This window comes from Citrobacter sp. NCU1 (genome assembly GCF_010231475.1).
Classification (GTDB): domain Bacteria; phylum Pseudomonadota; class Gammaproteobacteria; order Enterobacterales; family Enterobacteriaceae; genus Citrobacter_D.
Genome location: NZ_NRDO01000052.1, coordinates 17842 through 41252 on the forward strand (window position 1 = coordinate 17842; position 23411 = coordinate 41252).

Annotated in this window: 18 protein-coding genes and 7 tRNA genes; 22 read left to right on the plus strand and 3 right to left on the minus strand. The window is 52.1% G+C overall.

Annotation, left to right across the window (positions count from 1 at the left end; genetic code table 11):
- Positions 1-93 precede the first annotated feature (93 nt).
- Positions 94-2112, minus strand: a complete 2019-nt coding sequence (gene nagE / locus CJP72_RS17110; RefSeq protein WP_162382553.1) for an N-acetylglucosamine-specific PTS transporter subunit IIBC — start codon at positions 2110-2112, stop codon at positions 94-96.
- A gap of 313 nt (positions 2113-2425) precedes the next feature.
- On the opposite strand from nagE, the gene nagB reads away from it, so the two are divergent.
- The 12 genes from nagB (at position 2426) to CJP72_RS17170 (ending at position 9347) form a co-directional block, all read left to right on the plus strand.
- A complete protein-coding gene (gene nagB / locus CJP72_RS17115) occupies positions 2426-3226 on the plus strand; it encodes a glucosamine-6-phosphate deaminase (RefSeq protein WP_162382554.1) in 801 nt (266 codons plus the stop codon).
- A gap of 60 nt (positions 3227-3286) precedes the next feature.
- Positions 3287-4435 carry an N-acetylglucosamine-6-phosphate deacetylase gene (gene nagA, locus CJP72_RS17120; RefSeq protein WP_162382555.1) on the plus strand — a complete coding sequence of 383 codons (1149 nt, stop codon included), beginning with the start codon at positions 3287-3289 and terminating at the stop codon, positions 4433-4435.
- Positions 4436-4443: 8 nt separating this feature from the next.
- Positions 4444-5664: a DNA-binding transcriptional regulator NagC gene (gene nagC / locus CJP72_RS17125; RefSeq protein ID WP_162382556.1), complete on the plus strand. Its 1221-nt coding sequence runs from the start codon at positions 4444-4446 to the stop codon at positions 5662-5664.
- Positions 5665-5710: 46 nt separating this feature from the next.
- Positions 5711-6463, plus strand: coding sequence for a ribonucleotide monophosphatase NagD (gene nagD, locus CJP72_RS17130; RefSeq protein ID WP_162382557.1), 753 nt, complete (start codon positions 5711-5713; stop codon positions 6461-6463).
- 295 nt (positions 6464-6758) lie between these two features.
- On the plus strand, positions 6759-8423 hold the full coding sequence (asnB, locus tag CJP72_RS17135; RefSeq protein WP_162382558.1) for an asparagine synthase B: 1665 nt from the start codon (positions 6759-6761) through the stop codon (positions 8421-8423).
- A 220-nt stretch (positions 8424-8643) separates the two neighbouring features.
- Positions 8644-8720 (plus strand) — tRNA-Met (locus CJP72_RS17140).
- A 9-nt stretch (positions 8721-8729) separates the two neighbouring features.
- Positions 8730-8814: transfer RNA gene (locus tag CJP72_RS17145), tRNA-Leu, on the plus strand.
- 23 nt (positions 8815-8837) lie between these two features.
- Positions 8838-8912 (plus strand) — tRNA-Gln (locus CJP72_RS17150).
- Between the two features lie 38 nt (positions 8913-8950).
- Positions 8951-9025: transfer RNA gene (locus tag CJP72_RS17155), tRNA-Gln, on the plus strand.
- Positions 9026-9042: 17 nt separating this feature from the next.
- Positions 9043-9119, plus strand: a tRNA-Met gene (locus CJP72_RS17160).
- Between the two features lie 44 nt (positions 9120-9163).
- Positions 9164-9238 (plus strand) — tRNA-Gln (locus CJP72_RS17165).
- A gap of 34 nt (positions 9239-9272) precedes the next feature.
- Positions 9273-9347: transfer RNA gene (locus CJP72_RS17170), tRNA-Gln, on the plus strand.
- A gap of 105 nt (positions 9348-9452) precedes the next feature.
- Here the strand turns inward: CJP72_RS17170 and ubiF are convergent.
- On the minus strand, positions 9453-10628 hold the full coding sequence (ubiF, locus tag CJP72_RS17175; RefSeq protein WP_162382559.1) for a 3-demethoxyubiquinol 3-hydroxylase: 1176 nt from the start codon (positions 10626-10628) through the stop codon (positions 9453-9455).
- A gap of 146 nt (positions 10629-10774) precedes the next feature.
- On the opposite strand from ubiF, the gene miaB reads away from it, so the two are divergent.
- From miaB to gltL, 9 genes are all read left to right on the plus strand, one after another.
- Positions 10775-12199, plus strand: a complete 1425-nt coding sequence (gene miaB, locus CJP72_RS17180; protein ID WP_162382560.1) for a tRNA (N6-isopentenyl adenosine(37)-C2)-methylthiotransferase MiaB — start codon at positions 10775-10777, stop codon at positions 12197-12199.
- 151 nt (positions 12200-12350) lie between these two features.
- Positions 12351-13397, plus strand: coding sequence for a PhoH family protein (locus CJP72_RS17185; RefSeq protein ID WP_193568761.1), 1047 nt, complete (start codon positions 12351-12353; stop codon positions 13395-13397).
- Complete coding sequence (gene ybeY / locus CJP72_RS17190) at positions 13394-13861, plus strand: rRNA maturation RNase YbeY (RefSeq protein ID WP_162382562.1); 468 nt, start codon at positions 13394-13396, stop codon at positions 13859-13861. The genes CJP72_RS17185 and ybeY overlap by 4 nt, the downstream gene beginning before the upstream one ends.
- Before the next feature lie 98 nt (positions 13862-13959).
- The gene (gene corC, locus CJP72_RS17195; protein ID WP_162382563.1) at positions 13960-14838 is read left to right on the plus strand and encodes a CNNM family magnesium/cobalt transport protein CorC; all 879 of its coding nucleotides are present in this window, start codon (positions 13960-13962) and stop codon (positions 14836-14838) included.
- Between the two features lie 19 nt (positions 14839-14857).
- The gene (lnt, locus tag CJP72_RS17200; RefSeq protein WP_162382564.1) at positions 14858-16396 is read left to right on the plus strand and encodes an apolipoprotein N-acyltransferase; all 1539 of its coding nucleotides are present in this window, start codon (positions 14858-14860) and stop codon (positions 16394-16396) included.
- A 364-nt stretch (positions 16397-16760) separates the two neighbouring features.
- Positions 16761-17669 (plus strand): amino acid ABC transporter substrate-binding protein, encoded by a 909-nt coding sequence (locus tag CJP72_RS17205; protein WP_162382565.1) that lies wholly within the window; start codon positions 16761-16763, stop codon positions 17667-17669.
- 158 nt (positions 17670-17827) lie between these two features.
- A complete protein-coding gene (gene gltJ / locus CJP72_RS17210) occupies positions 17828-18568 on the plus strand; it encodes a glutamate/aspartate ABC transporter permease GltJ (protein WP_162382566.1) in 741 nt (246 codons plus the stop codon).
- On the plus strand, positions 18568-19242 hold the full coding sequence (gene gltK, locus CJP72_RS17215; RefSeq protein WP_162382567.1) for a glutamate/aspartate ABC transporter permease GltK: 675 nt from the start codon (positions 18568-18570) through the stop codon (positions 19240-19242). Before gltJ ends, gltK begins: the two co-directional genes overlap by 1 nt.
- Positions 19242-19967 (plus strand): glutamate/aspartate ABC transporter ATP-binding protein GltL, encoded by a 726-nt coding sequence (gltL, locus tag CJP72_RS17220; protein WP_162382568.1) that lies wholly within the window; start codon positions 19242-19244, stop codon positions 19965-19967. The genes gltK and gltL overlap by 1 nt, the downstream gene beginning before the upstream one ends.
- Before the next feature lie 130 nt (positions 19968-20097).
- Here the strand turns inward: gltL and CJP72_RS17225 are convergent, their stop codons facing one another.
- A complete protein-coding gene (locus tag CJP72_RS17225; protein ID WP_162382569.1) occupies positions 20098-20580 on the minus strand; it encodes a zinc ribbon-containing protein in 483 nt (160 codons plus the stop codon).
- A 235-nt stretch (positions 20581-20815) separates the two neighbouring features.
- On the opposite strand from CJP72_RS17225, the gene leuS reads away from it, so the two are divergent.
- A complete protein-coding gene (gene leuS / locus CJP72_RS17230; protein WP_162382570.1) occupies positions 20816-23398 on the plus strand; it encodes a leucine--tRNA ligase in 2583 nt (860 codons plus the stop codon).
- The last annotated feature ends 13 nt before the right edge of the window (positions 23399-23411 follow it).

A 23411-nucleotide genomic window follows, 5' to 3' on the forward strand; every position in this document is an offset into this window, starting at 1 on the left:
AAGCGGCGGAGGTTTCCCCCGCCGCTTAAGCTGTCTTGCTTCGTTTTAGTTTGCCGGATGGCGGCGCTTGCGCCTTATCCGGCCTACAAGCGTTTACTTGCCTTTAATCTCATACAGCGGTGTTTGACCGGCAACGACCTGACCTTGCGCCTGGAGTACCAGACCGCTGAAGTCATCGATGTTGCTGCAAACAACCGGGCTAATCATGGAGCGCGCATTGGCGTTCAGGAAATCCAGATCCATTTCCAGAATCGGCTGACCAGCTACCACTTCAGCCCCCTCTTCCACCAGACGCTTGAAGCCCTGACCACCCAACGCGACAGTATCGATACCCATGTGGACAACGATTTCCGCGCCTTTTTCGGTTTCGAGGCAGAACGCGTGGTTGGTGTTGAAGATCTTCACGATAGTCCCCGCAGCTGGGGAAACCACGGTTTTATCCGTTGGTTTTACCGCTATGCCATCGCCTACGGCTTTACTGGCGAACGCTTCGTCAGGTACCTGCTCAAGTGCAACCACCTCACCGGTCACCGGAGAAACCAGAGCGGCAATAGTCGTTGCGTTTGGCACTGCCTGCGGTTTTGCTGCAGGTGCTGCTGTCGGAGCCGGAGCTGCTTCTGCTGCCGCAACCGGGCCGGTGGTTTTCATTGCATTAGCGATTTTCTCAGCCACAAAGCCAACGATAATCTGTACGCTGGTTTTGTTCAGGCGAATCACACCGGAAGCACCCAGGCGTTTAGCCAGCGCTTCGTTCACCAGTGAAGAGTCTTTCACATTCAGACGCAGACGAGTGATACACGCATCGATACCCGTCAGGTTGTCAGAACCACCAACCGCCGCGATATACTGACGAGCCAGACCTGCAACATCCTGGTCTTTGTCGGCGCTTACATTCATGTCCTGACCATCGGCTTCGCTACCGGCAACCGCCAGCTCACGACCCGGCGTCATCAGGTTGAATTTGGTGATAGTAAAGCGGAACACCACATAGTAGATGGCGAAGAAAACCAGACCCTGCGGGATCAGCATCCACCAGTGAGTCGCCAGCGGGTTACGGGAAGAAAGCACCATATCCACCAGACCCGCACTGAAACCGAAACCGGCAATCCAGTGCATAGAGGCGGCGATGAAGACAGAAATACCGGTCAGAACGGCGTGAATAACATACAGAACCGGCGCCACGAACATGAAGGAGAATTCCAGCGGCTCGGTGATCCCGGTGAAGAACGCCGCGAATGCGCCCGCCATCATGATACCCAGCACTTTCGCCTTATTCTCAGGACGCGCGCAGTGGTAGATGGCCAGCGCCGCACCCGGCAAGCCGAACATCATGATTGGGAAGAAGCCCGCCTGGTAACGACCGGTAATGCCCACAACCGCTTTGCCTGCGTCGATAGACTGCGCGCCGCCGAGGAAGTTAGGAATGTCGTTAATACCCGCCACGTCGAACCAGAACACGGAGTTCAGTGCGTGATGCAGACCAACCGGAATCAGCAAGCGGTTGAAGAAGGCATAGACGCCCGCGCCAACGGAACCCAGTTTCTGGATGTGTTCACCAAAGTTCACCAGACCGTCGAAAATAACCGGCCAGATAAACATCATGATGAAAGCAACAATAATCATCACAAAAGAGGTCAGAATCGGCACCAGACGACGGCCGCTGAAGAAGGAGAGCGCTTTCGGTAACTCAACGCCGCTGAAGCGGTTGTACAGCTCAGCAGAGATGATACCGACCAGAATCCCCACGAACTGGTTACTGATTTTACCGAACGCGGCAGGAACCTGGTCCGCAGGGATCTTCTGAATCATCGCCACCGCAGCCGGAGAACAAAGCGTGGTCAACACAAGGAAGCCCACAAAACCAGTCAACGCCGCAGCACCGTCTTTATCTTTGGACATACCGTAAGCCACACCAATCGCGAACAGTACGGACATATTATCGATGATTGCGGAACCCGATTTAATGAAGAACGCCGCTAGCGCGTTATCTCCACCCCAACCAACGGGATCAATCCAGTAGCCAACACCCATCAATATTGCTGCCGCAGGCAGCGTGGCCACCGGCACCATAAGCGCGCGGCCAACCTTTTGTAAATAACCTAGAATACTCACTTTATTCCCCCTATGAGACCCCGTTTAAGGCGCGTTCTCAGCTGTGTTTTTATTGTGTCACTATGTTAGTGGTTCACTGGCATTCTGAGTGTGTGAAAATTTAATTCGTATCGCAAATTAAAAGCATGTTTTTTGTGAGTCCAGTCACCAAATATCGCTATAACCACTCCCTTTCACTGGCTAACTTCGAAAACTTATTTTATCATTCAAAAAATCAAGACGGATTGCCTCTTGCTGATACAAAAACAGGTTACGCTTGTCTATGTACCCATATTCAATCCGCCAACGTCTACATAAACTTTTGAGGTGAAGAATGAGACTGATCCCCCTGACTACCGCTGAACAAGTCGGCAAATGGGCTGCTCGCCACATCGTTAATCGTATCAACGCATTCAAGCCGACGGCGGATCGTCCGTTTGTTCTGGGGTTGCCTACCGGCGGCACGCCATTAACTGCCTACAAAGCGTTAGTTGAGATGCACAAAGCGGGCCTGGTCAGCTTCAAGCATGTTGTGACCTTCAATATGGACGAATATGTTGGCCTTCCGAAAGAGCATCCAGAAAGTTATCATAGCTTCATGCACCGTAACTTCTTTGATCACGTTGATATTCCGGCAGAAAACATCAACCTTCTCAATGGCAACGCTGCGGATATTGATGCAGAATGTCGTCAGTATGAAGAAAAAATCCGCTCTTACGGCAAAATCCACCTGTTTATGGGCGGCGTAGGCAACGACGGTCATATCGCGTTTAACGAACCGGCCTCTTCTCTGGCTTCCCGCACACGTATCAAAACATTGACCCATGACACTCGCGTGGCCAACTCTCGTTTCTTTGATGGCGACGTAAACCAGGTGCCTAAATATGCGCTGACTGTGGGTGTGGGTACGCTGCTTGACGCAGAAGAAGTGATGATTCTGGTGCTGGGCCATCAGAAAGCGCAGGCGCTCCAGGCGGCGGTAGAAGGCAACGTCAACCACATGTGGACTATCAGCTGTCTGCAACTGCACCCGAAAGCCGTTGTGGTGTGCGATGAGCCTTCCACCATGGAGCTGAAAGTTAAGACGCTGAAATACTTCAACGAGTTAGAAGCCGAAAATATTAAAGGTCTGTAATAGTATCCCCGCCCTGACGAACGTGTTGCAGGGCGGTATTTTTTGAAATCGGGGGTCGGAATGTATGCTTTAACCCAGGGCCGGATTTTTACCGGTCACGAAATTCTTGATGACCATGCGATTGTTGTCGCCAATGGCCTGATTGAAAGAGTCTGTCCAATGGCTGAACTGCCGCCGGAGATCGAGCAACGCTCGCTGAATGGGGCCATTCTCTCCCCCGGTTTTATCGACGTACAGTTAAATGGTTGTGGTGGCGTACAGTTCAACGATACCGCAGAAGCGGTGACCGTTGAAACGCTGGAAATTATGCAAAAAGCCAACGAACGTTCTGGCTGCACCAGCTATTTGCCAACGCTTATCACCACCAGTGATGATCTGATGAAACAGGGCGTTCGCGTCATGCGTGAATACCTGGCGAAATATCCGCATCAGGCATTAGGTCTGCATCTCGAAGGCCCGTGGCTGAATCTGGTCAAAAAAGGGACGCATAATCCGGGTTTTGTCCGCAAGCCTGACGCTGCACTGGTTGATTTCCTGTGCGATAATGCCGACGTCATCACCAAAGTCACCCTGGCGCCAGAAATGGTTCCCGCTGAAGTGATCACAAAACTGGCAGACGCGGGTATTGTGGTTTCTGCCGGGCATTCCAACGCCACGCTGAAAGAAGCAAAAGCCGGTTTCCGTGCTGGAATTACCTTCGCCACCCACCTGTTTAACGCCATGCCGTACATTACCGGCCGTGAACCCGGTCTGGCGGGCGCGATTCTGGATGAAGCCGACATTTATTGTGGCGTGATCGCCGATGGCTTGCATGTTGATTATGCCAACATCCGTAACGCCAAACGCCTGAAAGGCGACAAACTTTGCCTGGTCACAGATGCAACCGCACCGGCAGGCGCAAACATTGAACAGTTCATTTTTGCTGGTAAAACAATATACTACCGCAATGGACTCTGTGTGGATGAGAACGGTACGCTGAGCGGTTCATCTTTAACCATGATTGAAGGTGTCCGTAATCTGGTCGAACATTGCGGTATCGCACTGGATGAAGTTCTGCGCATGGCGACCCTCTACCCCGCCCGCGCGATTGGCGTCGACCAACAACTCGGCAGCATTGCACCGGGTAAAGTGGCCAACCTGACCGCATTCACACACGACTTTAAAATCATCAAGACCATCGTTAATGGCAACGAGGTCGTTACTGAGTAAGAAAAAGTATGACACCTGGCGGACAAGCTCAAATTGGTAATGTTGATCTCGTAAAACAGCTTAACAGCGCGGCCGTTTACCGCCTGATTGATCAACACGGGCCAATCTCTCGAATTCAGATTGCCGAACAAAGCCAGCTTGCCCCCGCCAGTGTAACCAAAATTACACGGCAACTTATTGAACGCGGGCTGATCAAAGAAGTTGATCAGCAGGCCTCTACCGGGGGCCGCCGCGCCATTTCTATCGTCACGGAAACCCGTAACTTCCATGCGATTGGCGTGCGTCTGGGTCGTCACGACACCACGCTGACCCTCTATGACCTGAGCAGTAAAGTCCTGGCAGAAGAGCATTACCCGCTCCCTGAACGTACTCAGGAAACGCTGGAATATGCCCTGCTTAATACCATTGAGACATTTATTGAAAGCTGCCAGCGCAAAATCCGCGAACTGATCGCTATTTCGGTGATCCTGCCGGGGCTTGTCGACCCTGAAAGCGGTGTCATTCGTTACATGCCACATATTCAGGTCGAAAACTGGGGGTTGGTAGAAGCGCTGGAAAAACGTTTTCACGTTACCTGTTTCGTCGGCCATGACATCCGTAGCCTGGCACTGGCTGAGCACTATTTTGGCGCAAGCCAGGATTGTGAAGACTCCATTCTGGTGCGCGTACACCGGGGCACCGGAGCGGGGATCATTTCCAATGGGCGAATTTTTATAGGTCGCAATGGGAATGTCGGCGAGATCGGCCATATTCAGGTCGAACCGCTCGGCGAGCGCTGCCACTGCGGCAATTTTGGTTGTCTGGAAACCATCGCCGCCAACGCCGCCATTGAACACCGTGTGCATAATTTGCTGAAACAGGGCTACCAAAGCCGTGTTCCGCTGGATGACTGCACCATCAAAACCATCTGCAAGGCTGCCAATAAAGGTGATAGCCTGGCGGCAGAGGTGATCGAGCACGTTGGCCGCCATCTGGGAAAAACCATTGCGATTGCGATAAACCTGTTTAATCCGCAAAAAATTGTCATTGCGGGTGAGATAACAGAAGCCGACAAGGTCTTGCTGCCGGCAATTGAAAGCTGCATTAATACGCAGGCATTGAAAGCGTTTCGTAAAAATCTGCCCGTTGTACGTTCAACGCTGGATCACCGTTCCGCCATCGGCGCATTTGCGCTGGTAAAACGCGCCATGCTTAACGGCATTTTGCTTCAACATTTGCTGGAAAATTAATGCGCTTTTATAGTATCGGATTCATAACACATTCCCTGGGTAGTTCATGACCATCAAAAATGTCATTTGTGATATCGACGGCGTGCTAATGCACGACAACATTGCCGTACCTGGTGCGGCTGAATTTTTGACGGGTATTCTGGAAAAAGGTCTGCCACTGGTGCTCCTGACCAATTACCCCTCCCAGACCGGACAAGATCTGGCAAACCGCTTCGCCACTGCAGGCGTAAATGTGCCTGACAGCGTCTTTTATACCTCAGCAATGGCAACCGCCGATTTTCTGCGTCGTCAGGAAGGCAAGAAAGCCTACGTGGTGGGTGAAGGCGCGCTGATTCACGAATTGTATAAAGCGGGTTTTACCATTACCGACGTTAATCCAGACTTCGTGATCGTCGGTGAGACCCGTTCCTATAACTGGGACATGATGCATAAAGCAGCCTTCTTTGTTGCCAACGGCGCTCGCTTTATTGCCACCAACCCGGACACTCACGGCCGCGGCTTCTACCCTGCCTGTGGCGCGCTCTGCGCGGGCATTGAGAAAATTTCGGGTCGCAAACCATTTTATGTGGGCAAGCCAAGTCCGTGGATCATCCGTGCCGCATTGAACAAAATGCAGGCACATTCGGAAGAAACCGTCATTGTCGGCGATAACCTGCGGACCGACATCCTTGCCGGTTTCCAGGCGGGGCTCGAAACGGTTCTGGTGTTGTCTGGCGTCTCCACGCTTGACGATATTGACAGCATGCCGTTCAGACCAAGCTGGATCTACCCTTCCGTGGCCGAGATCGACGTTATCTGAAAACGACGCCATACCTGATGGCGCTTTGCATATCCGGCCTACGGTTCGTATTTCGCAGTAGGCCAGATAAGGCATTCACACATCCCCGTCAAAGTTTCGTTTAATAAAATCGCTATAAAATTGTCGATTCATCAATAAATATGCTCACCACGTAATCTTTTTTCACTAATCTACAATGACTATTGCGTTTTTTCTTTTCTGATCGGCAATTCACTTGCACCCTCTCCTGCTTTGCGGCATTTTCTTTATCAAGCAAACACAAAAAGCACCACGCAACAGATTAACGGAGAAGGTTATGTGTTCTATTTTCGGCGTATTTGATATCAAAACAGACGCGGTTGAACTGCGTAAAAAGGCCCTTGAACTGTCACGCCTGATGCGCCATCGCGGGCCAGACTGGTCCGGCATCTACGCCTGTGACAACGCAATTCTGGCGCATGAGCGTCTGTCAATTGTTGACGTGAACGCCGGTGCCCAGCCACTGTATAACGAGAAGAAAACGCACATCCTGGCCGTAAACGGTGAAATTTATAACCATCAGGCGTTACGTGCGCAATATGGCGATCGCTATACCTTCCAGACCGGTTCCGACTGTGAAGTGATCCTCGCGCTGTATCAGGAGAAAGGGGCGCAATTCCTCGACGATCTGCAGGGAATGTTTGCCTTTGCGCTGTACGACAGCGAGAAAGATGCCTATCTGATTGGTCGTGACCATCTTGGTATCATTCCCCTTTATATGGGGTATGACGAACACGGTAACCTGTATGTCGCCTCCGAAATGAAAGCGCTGGTGCCGGTATGCCGTACCATCAAGGAGTTCCCGGCGGGCAGTTATCTGTGGAGCCAGGAAGGGGAAATCCGCCAGTACTATCAGCGCGATTGGTTCGACTTTGATGCGGTAAAAGAGAATGTTACCGATAAGAATGAACTGCGCCAGGCACTGGAAGATGCCGTCAAAAGCCACCTGATGTCAGACGTGCCCTATGGCGTGCTGCTCTCCGGTGGTCTGGATTCATCGGTCATTTCCGCTATCACCAAGAAATATGCCGCGCGTCGTGTGGAAGATGGGGAGCGTTCAGAAGCCTGGTGGCCACAGTTACACTCTTTTGCTGTCGGTCTCGAAGGCTCTCCGGACCTGAAAGCCGCGCAGGAAGTCGCAAATCACCTGGGAACTGTGCATCACGAAATCCACTTCACGGTACAGGAAGGTCTGGATGCGATCCGTGATGTGATTTATCACATCGAAACCTACGATGTCACGACCATTCGCGCCTCGACGCCGATGTATTTAATGTCGCGTAAAATCAAGGCGATGGGCATTAAAATGGTGCTGTCTGGTGAAGGGTCTGACGAAGTGTTCGGCGGTTATCTCTACTTCCATAAAGCGCCAAATGCCAAAGAATTGCATGAAGAGACGGTACGCAAACTGCAAGCGTTGCACATGTTTGACTGCGCACGTGCCAACAAAGCGATGTCCGCCTGGGGCGTAGAAGCACGAGTCCCGTTCCTGGATAAGAAATTCCTTGATGTGGCAATGCGTATTAACCCACAGGATAAAATGTGCGGCAACGGTAAAATGGAAAAGCATATCCTGCGCGAATGTTTTGAATCTTACTTACCGGCAAGCGTCGCATGGCGTCAGAAAGAGCAATTCTCTGATGGTGTCGGTTATAGCTGGATCGACACGCTGAAAGAAGTGGCCGCAGAACAGGTTTCTGACCAACAACTGGAAACAGCCCGCTTCCGCTTCCCGTACAACACGCCGTCCTCTAAAGAAGCGTACTTGTACCGTGAGATCTTTGAAGAGCTGTTCCCGGTTCCCAGCGCCGCAGAATGCGTGCCTGGCGGTCCGTCCGTCGCCTGTTCTTCTGCGAAAGCTATCGAGTGGGATGAGGCGTTTAAGACCATGAACGATCCTTCCGGTCGTGCGGTGGGTGTCCACCAGTCCGCCTATAAATAAGCGAAAAGTATAAAAGAGCCCTCAGGGGCTCTTTTTGTATTGTAATAATCCTTACAAAAACGATTAATAACCAATAATTGCCGAATATTGCGTCATGCTGTTCGCAACCTAACCAAACAGTCACATTCCGGCCATTTTCAATGAAAAAGGGGTTGACGCTTCAAGGCTCAATACGCATAATGCGCCCCGCAACGCCGATAAGGTAACGCGAAAAAAAGATGGCTACGTAGCTCAGTTGGTTAGAGCACATCACTCATAATGATGGGGTCACAGGTTCGAATCCCGTCGTAGCCACCATCTTTTTTTGCGGGAGTGGCGAAATTGGTAGACGCACCAGATTTAGGTTCTGGCGCCGCAAGGTGTGCGAGTTCAAGTCTCGCCTCCCGCACCATTCACCCGTAAGCGTTGCACGGATGGGGTATCGCCAAGCGGTAAGGCATCGGTTTTTGATACCGGCATTCCCTGGTTCGAATCCAGGTACCCCAGCCATTTTTTTCTTCGATATCGCGGTTCACCGCAACGGTCATTGGGGTATCGCCAAGCGGTAAGGCACCGGTTTTTGATACCGGCATTCCCTGGTTCGAATCCAGGTACCCCAGCCATCGAAGAAAAACAATTTGGCTACGTAGCTCAGTTGGTTAGAGCACATCACTCATAATGATGGGGTCACAGGTTCGAATCCCGTCGTAGCCACCATATTTAAGATGTATCGATTCATTTCGATAAATCCAAAAAATTGTTGGGGTATCGCCAAGCGGTAAGGCTCTGGTTTCTGATACCAGCATTCCGAGGTTCGAATCCTCGTACCCCAGCCAATTTCAAAGACGTTTACGTTGTAGACGCACCCGTTGGGGTATCGCCAAGCGGTAAGGCTCTGGTTTCTGATACCAGCATTCCGAGGTTCGAATCCTCGTACCCCAGCCACATAAAAAAGCTCGCTTCGGCGAGCTTTTTGCTTTTCTGCGTTTATTGCCCGATGGCGCTACGATCGTAGGCCGGGTAAGGCATCGCCACCACCCGGCATTACATTTACAGCCCTAACGCATATTTCAACGCCTGACGCTTAAGTATCCTGGCACGCTCTGCTGCCATCAGCCCAATATTGCGCATAATCCTTAGCGGTTGCAGATTATTGCTGAACCCGGCATAGAAGAGATCCATCCCACTCTGCATGATGAAATTATCGGTCATGCGGCGCGTCTGATAGCGTTTCAGTACCTGATGGCTGGACCAGGATTCACCGTAGCTCCGCGCATTCGTCAGTACATCGATCAACGCATCAACGTCCCGGTAGCCTAAATTCACCCCTTGCCCTGCAAGAGGATGAATGGTGTGCGCCGCATCCCCTACCAACGCCAGTCCTGGCTGAACGTACTGCAAAGCATGCCGGCGCGTGAGTGGAAACGCCCCTGCCGCGATGGGTGTGACGCTCCCCAACCGCGAGGGAAAATGTTTTTCAATCTCGAGCTGTAACTGCGGCATGCTCAGGCTCTGTAACTGGCGAATGCGGGCTGGCGTGTCATACCACACCAGCGACGCCCAATTGTCGAACAAGGGCAGAAAGGCCCGTGGGCCGTCTGGCGTAAATTGTTGCCAGGTGCTGTCACCGGGATCGCTGTCACAACGTACGCTGATCAACATGCAGGATTGATCATATTGCCAGGCATGGATCCCGATGCCCGCCATTTGCCGAATCCGCGAGTTAGCGCCATCTGCACCCACCACCAGTTTTGCCGTGATTATCTCGCCATCGGCCAGTTCCAGTTCGTGACGGTCATTGTGACGATGCAAAGCAATAAGGGAGGCGGGAACACGTAGCGTGACTTTCGGATGCGCCTCCAGCGCCTGCCAGAGTGCGCGTTGCAGAACGTTGTTCTCCACCATATAACCCAGCAGCGGTAATTTAAGCTCGGCGGCATCGAACATCACATGGGCATTTTCCCACTCCCAGGTTTCCAGACGGCGGTAAGGGTGGCTGCGCATCCCTTGTACCGTATCCCAGACACCCAAACCTTTGAGTAACGACACTGAGGCTGCGCTTATCGCCGAAATACGCACATCGGGTTGGCTGTCAGTAACAAATGGCGCAGGAACGGCATGTTCTATGACCGTCACCGAAAATCCTTGTTGCGCCAGCCCCAGCGCCAGCGCGCCGCCGACCATCCCAGCGCCGACAATGGCTACTTCCGTTGGTTGATTTGTCATGGTCAATCATCCTGTTATCAATATGCTTTAAGTTTACAGGATTTTTTACCCCTTGAGGCTGATAACGGTCATACTGGTCACAACCGCGTCAAAGCATTACACTATGCGCCCTGCATTCCTGGCTACTATTTCGCAAGAGCAAGTCGATGACCAAAAAACTCCATATTAAAACCTGGGGCTGTCAGATGAACGAGTACGATTCATCGAAGATGGCCGATCTGCTGGACGCTACCCACGGGTATCAACTGACCGATGTGGCGGAAGAAGCGGATGTGCTGCTGCTGAATACCTGCTCAATCCGCGAGAAGGCTCAGGAAAAAGTCTTCCATCAATTAGGCCGCTGGAAGCTCTTAAAAGAGAAAAACCCGGAGCTGATTATCGGCGTCGGCGGTTGCGTGGCTTCCCAGGAAGGCGATCATATTCGTCAACGTGCGCACTATGTCGACATCATTTTTGGGCCGCAGACGCTGCATCGCCTGCCTGAAATGATCAACTCCGTGCGCGGCAACCGTAGCCCGGTCGTGGATATCAGCTTCCCGGAGATCGAAAAGTTTGACCGTCTGCCGGAACCGCGTGCAGAAGGCCCAACGGCATTTGTCTCCATCATGGAAGGCTGCAACAAATATTGTACTTACTGCGTAGTACCCTACACCCGTGGTGAGGAAGTCAGCCGTCCGTCGGATGACATTCTGTTTGAAATCGCCCAGCTTGCTGCCCAGGGCGTCCGCGAAGTGAATCTGCTCGGCCAGAACGTTAACGCATGGCGTGGCGAGAACTACGACGGCACGCCGGGTTCATTCGCTGATTTGCTGCGCCTGGTCGCCGCGATTGATGGCATTGACCGCATTCGTTTCACCACCAGCCATCCGATCGAGTTCACCGATGATATTATTGAAGTCTACCGTGATACCCCTGAGCTGGTGAGCTTCCTGCATCTGCCGGTGCAAAGTGGGTCAGATCGCGTACTGAATTTGATGGGGCGTACCCACACGGCGCTGGAGTACAAAGCGATCATCCGTAAACTGCGCGCAGCGCGTCCAGACATTCAGATAAGTTCCGATTTCATCGTCGGCTTCCCTGGCGAAACGACGCAAGATTTCGAGCAGACCATGAAGCTGATTGCCGACGTGAACTTCGACATGAGCTACAGCTTTATCTTCTCTGCCCGCCCGGGTACCCCCGCTGCCGATATGGTTGACGACGTCCCGGAAGCAGATAAAAAACAGCGTTTGTATATCCTGCAAGAGCGTATTAATCAACAAGCGACGGCCTGGAGCCGCCGTATGCTCGGCACCACTCAGCGTATTCTGGTGGAAGGGACATCACGCAAGAGCATTATGGAGCTGTCGGGTCGCACCGAAAATAACCGGGTCGTGAACTTTGAAGGGTCGCCGGACATGATCGGTAAGTTTGTTGATGTAGAAATCACTGACGTCTGGACAAACTCCCTGCGCGGTAAAGTTATCCGCACAGAAGACGAAATGGGCCTGCGTATTGCAGAGAGCCCGGAATCAGTGATTGCCCGTACCCGTAAAGAGAACGACTCAGGCGTTGGATTCTACCAGCCTTAATCCTCAAGGCCTGCCACCGGGCAGGCCTTGTAATTCCCCTCTTTGTCCCCATCTTCATTGTAATGCTTGCGCCTTTATCCTGTGGCGTGAATAATTTCCTTACAGGCCGGGAATGTTCATCTTCCGGCGCCCTATGCATAAGAGGAACAGTTTGAACATAGACACTCGCGAAATCACCCTTGAGCCTGCAGACAATGCCCGCCTGCTGAGCCTTTGCGGCCCGTTTGATGACAACATTAAACAGCTGGAGCGCCGTCTCGGCATTGAGATTAACCGCCGTGACAACCACTTTAAACTGACGGGTCGCCCGATTTGCGTGACTGCTGCAGCAGATATTTTGCGCAGTCTGTATGTCGATACCGCTATGGTACGTGGTCAAACGCAGGATATTGAGCCGGAACAGATCCACCTCGCCATCAAAGAAGCGCGGGTGCTGGAACAAAGCGCGGAGAGCGTGCCGGAGTACGGCAAAGCGGTGAACATCAAAACCAAACGCGGCGTGATTAAGCCCCGTACGCCAAACCAGGCGCAATACATCGCCAATATTCTTGATCACGATATCACCTTTGGGGTTGGCCCTGCCGGTACAGGGAAAACGTACCTTGCCGTCGCCGCTGCCGTCGATGCCCTTGAACGTCAGGAAATTCGCCGTATTCTGCTGACCCGTCCGGCGGTGGAAGCCGGTGAAAAACTGGGATTCCTGCCAGGCGATCTGAGCCAAAAAGTCGATCCGTATTTGCGTCCATTGTATGACGCCCTGTTCGAGATGTTAGGTTTTGAAAAGGTTGAAAAACTGATTGAACGTAACGTGATTGAAGTCGCACCGCTGGCCTATATGCGTGGTCGTACCCTGAACGACGCCTTTATCATTCTCGATGAAAGCCAGAACACCACCATCGAACAGATGAAAATGTTTCTGACACGTATCGGTTTTAATTCTAAAGCGGTGATCACAGGCGATATCACTCAGATTGATTTACCGCGTAGTACCAAGTCAGGTCTGCGCCACGCCATTGAAGTGCTCTCTGAAGTTGATAAGATCAGTTTTAATTTCTTCCACAGTGAAGACGTTGTACGCCACCCGGTGGTCGCGCGGATCGTTACCGCCTATGAAGCCTGGGAAGAAGCAGAACAAAAACGAAAAGCAGAACTGGCTGCCGCTCGTAAGCATGAAGCCCAGGAGCAAGGACAAAAATGAGTCAGGTTATTCTCGATTTACAACTCGCCTGTGAAAACAACACAGGCCTACCGGAAGAAAGTCAGTTTCAGACGTGGCTGAATGCGGTCATACCACAGTTTCAGGAAGAGTCAGAAGTCACCATTCGTCTGGTGGATGAAGCCGAAAGCCACGATCTTAACCTGACGTACCGTGGCAAAGACAAGCCAACCAACGTGCTCTCTTTCCCGTTTGAAGCACCACCGGGCATCGAGATGCCGCTGTTGGGCGATTTGATCATCTGCCGCCAGGTGGTTGAGCAAGAAGCAAAAGAACAGGGTAAACCACTGAATGCCCACTGGGCGCATATGGTGGTACACGGTAGCCTGCATTTATTGGGCTACGATCATATCGAAGATGACGAAGCGGAAGAGATGGAATCCCTTGAAACAGAGATTATGCTTGCTCTGGGCTATGAGGATCCGTACATTGCCGAGAAGGAATAAGTGACCGGGCTGATGCCCGGTAGCTTCCCGCAATGCCGTGCGCTGAATATACGCGTGACGGGCGCCCCATTAATTAACATGAGAACCCATACGACGCCATGAGCGACGACAATTCACACAGTAGTGACACATTAAACAGCAAAAAGGGATTTTTCTCCCTGTTACTGAGCCAACTGTTCCACGGAGAACCAAAAAACCGTGATGAACTGCTGGCGCTGATCCGTGATTCCGGGCAGAACGAGCTTATCGATGAAGATACGCGAGATATGCTCGAAGGGGTGATGGACATTGCGGACCAACGCGTTCGTGACATCATGATCCCCCGCTCTCAGATGATTACCCTGAAACGCAACCAAACTCTGGACGAGTGCCTTGATGTCATCATCGAGTCTGCTCACTCGCGTTTTCCGGTGATCAGCGAAGACAAAGATCACATTGAAGGGATTCTGATGGCGAAGGATTTACTGCCGTTTATGCGCAGCGATGCCGACGCTTTCAGCATGGAAAAAGTGTTACGCCAGGCAGTTGTCGTACCTGAGAGTAAGCGTGTTGATCGCATGCTGAAAGAGTTTCGCTCTCAGCGTTACCATATGGCGATCGTCATTGACGAATTCGGCGGTGTTTCGGGTCTGGTGACCATTGAAGATATTCTCGAACTGATTGTCGGTGAAATTGAAGACGAGTACGACGAAGAAGACGATATCGACTTCCGTCAACTCAGTCGCCACACCTGGACCATTCGCGCGCTGGCGCCCATTGAAGACTTCAACGAAGCCTTCGGCACCCACTTTAGCGATGAAGAGGTCGACACTATTGGTGGACTGGTGATGCAGGCGTTTGGTCATCTGCCAGCGCGTGGTGAAACCATCGACATTGATGGTTACCAGTTCAAAGTGGCGATGGCCGATAGCCGTCGTATTATTCAGGTTCATGTCAGAATTCCGGATGACTCACCTCAGCCGAAACTGGACGAATAAAACCAGGATTGGACTTAACATGGCATTTGCCTCATTGATTGAACGCCAGCGCATTCGCCTGCTGCTGGCGTTATTATTCGGCGCCTGCGGGACGCTGGCCTTTTCTCCGTATGATCTCTGGCCTGCCGCGATAGTATCGCTCATGGGTTTGCAGGCCCTAACCTTAAATCGCCGTCCGCTTCAGTCTGCCGCCGTAGGTTATTTCTGGGGACTGGGACTCTTTGGCTCTGGTATTAACTGGGTTTACGTTAGCATCGCGCAGTTTGGCGGTATGCCCGGTCCGGTCAACGTCTTTCTTGTGGTGTTGCTGGCTGCCTATCTCTCGCTTTATACCGGGCTTTTTGCCGGCGTATTATCACGCTTGTGGCCAAAAACCACCTGGCTGCGCGTGGCGATTGCTGCCCCCGTTGTCTGGCAAATCACTGAATTCCTGCGCGGCTGGGTATTAACCGGCTTCCCGTGGCTGCAGTTCGGTTATAGCCAGATTGACGGTCCGCTGAAAGGGCTGGCGCCGGTCATGGGTGTGGAAGCCATTAACTTCCTGTTGATGATGGTTAGCGGTCTGTTAGTCCTGTCCATCGCCACTCGCCACTGGCGTCCCTTTGTCGTGGCGGCGGTGCTTTTCGCCCTCCCCTTCCCACTGCACTATATCCAGTGGTATACCCCAGTGCCGGAAAAGACCATTCAGGTTTCCATGGTGCAGGGAGACATCCCTCAATCATTGAAGTGGGATGAGAATCAGCTGATCAACACGCTAAAAATCTATCTCGATGCTTCACAGCCTGAACTCGGGAAATCGCAGTTGATTATCTGGCCTGAGTCCGCCATTCCGGATCTGGAAATGAATCAGCAGCGTTTTCTTGGCATGATGGATGGCCTGTTGAAATCGAAAAACAGTACGCTGATTACCGGCATTGTTGATGCGCGTCTGAACAACAAAAACCGTTACGACACGTACAACACCATCATCACGCTAGGTAAAGACAGTCCGTATAGCTACGACTCAACCAATCGCTACAATAAAAACCACCTTGTCCCGTTTGGCGAGTTTGTGCCGTTGGAATCGATTCTGCGCCCACTTGCGCCGTTCTTCGACCTGCCGATGTCGTCATTCAGTCGTGGACCGTATGTGCAGCCGCAACTGCATGCACACGGCTTCAAACTGACCGCCGCCATTTGCTACGAAATTATTCTCGGAGAACAGGTTCGCGACAACTTCCGCCCCGATACCGATTACCTGCTGACCATCTCGAATGATGCCTGGTTTGGTAAATCGATAGGTCCGTGGCAGCACTTCCAGATGGCGCGCATGCGTTCACTGGAGCTGGCGCGTCCGCTGTTGCGCAGTACCAATAACGGTATTACGGCAGTTATTGGGCCGCAAGGTGACATCCAGGCGATGATCCCACAGTTTACCCGCGAGGTATTGACCACCAGCGTCACGCCAACGACGGGCCTGACGCCCTACGCCCGCACCGGCAACTGGCCGCTGTGGATTATCACTGCGTTGTTGGGCTTTGGTGCGGTGATCATGAGCCTGCGCCAGCGTCATAAGTAATCGCCTTCCCTTTTGCCCGGTGGCGCTTCGCTTACCGGGCCTACAATTCTTCTCCCATACTCCATTCTGGCACGCCTATTGCTTTGTTATACAACATGAATGCGTTTTCGGCCGAATGTGCAACCCGGTCGCACCAACTCTGTTCGCGGGTAGCGCCAAAATAGTGCAATGACAAATTTTTGCCTCTAAACGGTGCGGCGCACTTCGCAAAAACAAACAATAACGCAGCAAAATCTTTACATTAAGCCAGACTAAATGTTAACAAACAGTCATAACACTGCACATTAAAGTTGCAGGTGATAACAACACAAACACTCACAATGGGTATCAATGCGTTTTTGACGCAGACGATAAGGAGTTGGATATGCAATTACGTAAGCTGGCCACAGCAATGCTGGTGATGGGAATGTCTGCCGGTCTGGCGCATGCAGAAGATGCAGCACCCGCCGCAGGTAGCACGCTGGACAAGATCGCGAAAAACGACGTCATCGTCGTCGGTCATCGCGAATCCTCAGTGCCGTTCTCTTATTATGACAACCAGCAGAAAGTGGTGGGTTATTCACAGGCCTACTCCAACGCCATCGTTGAAGCCGTGAAGAAAAAACTCAACAAACCTGACCTGCAGGTGAAGCTGATCCCAATCACCTCTCAGAACCGCATTCCGCTACTGCAAAACGGCACATTCGACTTTGAATGTGGCTCCACGACCAACAACCTTGAGCGTCAGAAACAAGCGGCCTTCTCCGACACCATTTTCGTTGTCGGTACACGTCTGCTGGCGAAAAAAGGCGGCGATATTAAAGACTTCCCGGATCTGAAAGGGAAAGCGGTCGTCGTCACCTCCGGTACGACCTCCGAAGTACTGCTGCATAAACTGAATGAAGAACAAAAAATGGACATGCGCATCATCAGCGCGAAAGACCATGGCGATTCCTTCCGTACTCTGGAAAGCGGTCGCGCGGTTGCCTTTATGATGGATGACGCATTGCTGGCTGGCGAACGTGCGAAAGCGAAGAAACCGGATAACTGGGAAATCGTCGGCAAGCCGCAATCTCAGGAAGCCTACGGCTGTATGCTGCGTAAAGACGATCCCGAGTTTAAAAAGCTGATGGATGACACGATCGCCAAGGCGCAGACCTCAGGTGAAGCGGAGAAATGGTTTGCCAAGTGGTTTAAAAACCCGATCCCACCGAAGAACCTGAATATGAATTTTGAACTGTCTGAACAAATGAAAGCTCTGTTCAAAGAACCGAATGATAAAGCGCTTAACTAACTAAAATAATGGGAGGTTTTCCCTCCCTCTCGATTGCTGCTCAGCACGGACAGACTATATGTCAGGTGGTCGTTCCCCACCTGGCCTGAAAACCGCAAATCGCCGGGCAACAATCTTCGAGGGTAGCGCTGCTACCCTTTTTTTTCTGGAGTAGATTTATGTCAATAGACTGGAACTGGGGGATTTTTTTACAACAAGCCCCGTTCGGCAACACCACCTATCTCGGCTGGCTCTGGAGCGGCTTTCAGGTCACCGTTGCGTTATCCATTAGCGCCTGGATTATTGCTTTCCTGGTCGGCTCCTTGTTCGGCATCCTGCGCACCGTGCCTAACCGTTTCCTCTCCAGCCTCGGCACGCTGTATGTAGAACTGTTTCGTAACGTTCCGCTGATTGTTCAATTTTTCACCTGGTATTTGGTTATCCCTGAACTGCTGCCCGAAAATATCGGCATGTGGTTCAAGGCTGAGCTGGACCCCAACATTCAATTCTTTCTCTCTTCCCTGTTTTGTCTGGGGTTATTTACTGCTGCACGTGTTTGCGAACAGGTTCGTGCCGCTATCCAGTCACTGCCGCGCGGGCAAAAAAATGCCGCTCTGGCCATGGGCCTGACGCTGCCGCAGGCTTACCGTTATGTTTTGCTGCCGAATGCGTATCGTGTGATTGTGCCGCCAATGACGTCAGAGATGATGAACCTGGTGAAAAACTCAGCGATCGCGTCCACGATTGGGCTGGTAGATATGGCCGCACAAGCGGGTAAGCTGCTGGATTACTCCGCTCACGCCTGGGAATCGTTTACCGCCATTACACTGGCGTATGTGTTGATTAACGCCTTCATCATGCTGGTGATGAGTCTGGTGGAACGCAAAATCCGCCTGCCTGGCAATATGGGAGGCAAATAATGTACGAGTTTGACTGGAATTCCATTGTTCCCTCCATGCCTTATCTGCTGGCGGGACTGGTCATTACCCTGAAGATTACCGTCACTGCCGTTATCATCGGGATTGTCTGGGGAACCGTTCTCGCGGTCATGCGACTCTCCAGCTTTGCGCCTGTTGCCTGGTTTGCTAAAGCCTACGTTAACGTATTCCGCTCAATCCCACTGGTGATGGTACTGCTGTGGTTTTACCTGATTGTACCAGGGCTACTTCAGGATGTTCTGGGACTCTCGCCGAAAACCGATATTCGGTTGATTTCAGCGATGGTCGCGTTTTCCATGTTTGAAGCGGCATATTATTCAGAGATTATCCGTGCCGGTATCCAGAGTATTTCACGCGGCCAGTCCAGTGCGGCACTGGCATTAGGCATGACACACTGGCAGTCGATGAAACTGATCATATTGCCGCAGGCGTTTCGCGCGATGGTGCCATTGCTGCTTACCCAGGGCATTGTGCTCTTCCAGGATACTTCCCTGGTCTACGTATTGAGTCTGGCGGACTTCTTCCGTACCGCCTCTACCATTGGCGAGCGCGACGGTACGCAGGTCGAAATGATCCTGTTCGCGGGCGCCGTCTATTTTGTTATTAGCCTGAGCGCGTCGTTGTTGGTCAGCTATCTGAAGAAAAGGACAGTTTAATGATTACCCTGAAAAATGTTTCTAAATGGTATGGTCACTTTCAGGTGCTGACCGACTGCTCCACAGAAGTGCAAAAAGGGGAAGTGGTGGTCGTGTGCGGCCCTTCGGGTTCCGGCAAATCGACGCTTATCAAAACGGTAAACGGACTGGAGCCTGTTCAACAGGGGGAAATTACCGTAGACGGCACCGTCGTTAATGATAAAAAAACCGATTTGGCGAAACTACGCTCTCGTGTCGGGATGGTTTTCCAGCATTTTGAACTGTTCCCACACCTGTCCATCATTGAAAACCTGACGCTGGCGCAAGTGAAAGTCCTGAAGCGTGAGAAAGAACCAGCCCGCAAGAAAGCCCTGAAACTGCTTGAGCGTGTGGGACTTTCTGCGCATGCCGATAAGTTTCCGGCGCAGCTTTCCGGGGGTCAGCAGCAGCGTGTGGCGATCGCCCGAGCCTTGTGCATGGATCCCATCGCGATGCTGTTTGATGAACCGACGTCCGCACTTGATCCGGAAATGATCAATGAAGTGCTGGATGTCATGGTGGAGTTGGCGCATGAAGGTATGACCATGATGGTGGTGACCCACGAGATGGGTTTTGCCCGCAAAGTGGCCAATCGGGTTATTTTTATGGATGAAGGCAAAATCGTCGAAGACTCAGAAAAAGAGGCCTTCTTTGCCAACCCGAAATCAGAACGCGCTAAAGATTTCCTCGCTAAAATTCTGCATTAATCTTGCTGGCAGAGAGGTTCACTTTTTACGCCTGAACGATGCCGGATGGCGCTAACGCTTATCCGGCCTACGCAACAGTTCATTTGTAGGCCGGATAAGACGCGTTAGCGTCGCCATCCGGCACAATGCATTACGGTTCAAACGGCCTGCGCTGGAACTGATCGTGACCACATTTCGGGCACAGAGGTAGCACATCCGGGGTGTAGACGGCTAAATGGAAATGGCATTTTTCACAGACCAGATTGCCAAGCCCTACCACCTCTCCACTGTGATAGACACCGTGGTGGCTCAAATCCTGAAAAACTTCACGCCATTCAAGCTGCGTTTTGTCGGTGATGTCAGCCAGTTCCTGCCAGATGCTCTCTTTGATCACCCGCATAAAAACGCTGTCGGTTTCCTCGCTCTGACTCTCCTCGTAGCTCATGGCGAACTCTTCCAGGTCGCGTCTGACAGCCCGTGTCAGTTCGTCCACCTCCGTTCGTGTTAACTCCCCTGCTTGCAACACTCGTTGACGCGCCTGTGCTACCAACGCGTCAATATCTCGTTCGCCATTTCGCAAGCGTTCGCTTAATGACGCCACCAGTTCACGGTAATATTGAGCAACCTTGTTCATCACTTCGCCTCCTGGGTCGTTAACTGTCTATAATAATAGACGTTATTTGCGCGCCACTCTGCAAGAGTGCCCACAGAGTATGTAAATTCGTGCAAGAATTGTCCTTACGGGAATTCAGCGCAGAATGCGCGAAAGGCTGTTTTGACGCGGGCGTTTGGGCTATGCTATGCGGATCTGAAACACCACCTCTAAGGCTACGTTTGTAGCTGTATTGAAAACAGGACCACTGGCTGCCATGCAAGAGCAATACCGCCCGGAAGAGATAGAATCCAAAGTACAGCTTCACTGGGATGAGAAGCGCACATTTGAAGTAACCGAAGACGAGAGCAAAGAGAAGTATTACTGCCTGTCTATGCTTCCCTATCCTTCTGGTCGACTACACATGGGCCACGTACGTAACTACACCATTGGTGACGTGATCGCCCGTTACCAGCGCATGCTGGGCAAAAACGTCCTGCAGCCTATCGGCTGGGATGCGTTCGGTCTGCCTGCAGAAGGCGCAGCGGTGAAAAATAACACCGCCCCGGCCCCGTGGACGTATGACAACATCGCCTACATGAAAAACCAGCTCAAAATGTTGGGCTTCGGTTATGACTGGAGCCGCGAGCTGGCGACCTGTACCCCGGAATACTACCGTTGGGAACAAAAATTCTTCACCGAGCTGTATAAAAAAGGGCTGGTGTATAAGAAAACGTCGGCGGTGAACTGGTGCCCTAACGACCAGACCGTCCTGGCGAACGAACAGGTGATCGACGGCTGCTGCTGGCGCTGCGATACCAAAGTTGAGCGTAAAGAGATCCCTCAGTGGTTTATTAAAATTACCGCTTACGCTGACGAACTGCTGCGCGATCTGGACAACCTGGATCACTGGCCAGACACCGTTAAGACCATGCAGCGTAATTGGATTGGTCGTTCTGAAGGCGTAGAAATCACCTTCAACGTGACCGGTTATGACAACACGCTGACCGTCTATACCACCCGTCCTGACACCTTCATGGGCGCCACATATCTGGCGGTTGCTGCAGGTCATCCTCTGGCACAGAAAGCGGCCGAGAATAACCCACAACTGGCTTCCTTTATCGACGAATGCCGTAATACCAAAGTTGCCGAAGCAGATATGGCGACCATGGAGAAAAAAGGCGTTGATACTGGCTTTAAAGCGGTTCATCCGTTAACGGGTGAAGAGATCCCGGTGTGGGCGGCAAACTTTGTCCTGATGGAATACGGTACTGGCGCCGTAATGGCGGTTCCTGGTCACGACCAGCGCGATTACGAGTTTGCTTCAAAATACGGTATGAATATTAAACCGGTTATCCTGGCGGCGGATGGTTCCGAGCCGGATCTTTCTGCACAAGCGCTGACCGAGAAAGGCGTGTTGTTTAATTCTGGTGAATTCAGCGGCCTGAGCTTTGAAGAGGCCTTCAATGCTATCGCCGACAAATTAACCGCACTGGGCGTGGGTGAGCGTAAAGTTAACTACCGTCTGCGCGACTGGGGCGTTTCCCGTCAGCGTTACTGGGGCGCGCCGATCCCAATGGTGACACTGGAAGACGGTACTGTACTGCCGACTCCGGAAGATCAACTGCCGGTGATTCTGCCGGAAGATGTGGTGATGGACGGTATCACCAGCCCGATCAAAGCTGACCCTGAGTGGGCAAAAACCACCGTTAACGGCCAGCCAGCGCTGCGCGAAACGGACACTTTCGACACCTTTATGGAGTCCTCCTGGTACTACGCGCGTTACACCTGTCCGCAGTACAACGACGGTATGCTGGACCCGGAAGCGGCAAACTACTGGTTGCCGGTTGACATCTACATCGGTGGTATTGAACACGCCATCATGCACCTGCTCTATTTCCGCTTCTTCCACAAGCTGATGCGCGACGCAGGCATGGTCAACTCTGACGAACCGGCTAAGCAGTTGCTGTGTCAGGGTATGGTGCTGGCAGACGCGTTCTACTACGTTGGCGAGAACGGCGAGCGTAACTGGGTTTCTCCGGTTGATGCTATCGTTGAGCGCGACGAAAAAGGCCGTATTGTTAAAGCCAAAGACGCCGCGGGCCATGAGCTGGTGTATACCGGCATGAGCAAAATGTCCAAGTCCAAGAATAACGGTATCGACCCGCAGGTGATGGTTGAACGTTACGGCGCGGACACTGTGCGTCTGTTTATGATGTTTGCATCCCCGGCTGATATGACGCTGGAGTGGCAGGAGTCCGGTGTTGAAGGGGCAAACCGCTTCCTGAAACGTGTCTGGAAACTGGTTTACGAACATACTTCTCAGGGCGATGTTGTCGCGCTGAATGTCGAAAGCCTGAGCGAAGATCAGAAAGCACTGCGCCGTGACGTGCATAAAACGATTGCGAAAGTGACGGATGATATTGGCCGTCGTCAGACCTTCAACACCGCGATTGCCGCGATTATGGAGCTGATGAACAAGCTAGCGAAAGCCCCGACAGAAAGCGAGCAGGACCGTGCACTGATGCAGGAAGCGCTGCTGGCAGTTGTCCGTATGCTCAACCCGTTCACACCGCATGCTTGTTTCACCTTGTGGCAGGCGCTGAAAGGCGAAGGCGATATCGATAACGCACCGTGGCCAGTGGCTGACGAAAGCGCTATGGTTGAAGACTCCACGCTGGTTGTGGTTCAGGTCAACGGTAAAGTCCGTGGCAAAATCACCGTTCCGGTGAATGCTACTGAAGAGCAGGTTCGCGAACGTGCTGGCCAGGAACATCTGGTGGCAAAATATCTTGATGGGGTTACCGTGCGTAAAGTGATTTACGTTCCGGGTAAACTTCTCAATCTGGTCGTTGGCTAAGCGCGGGAGGAAG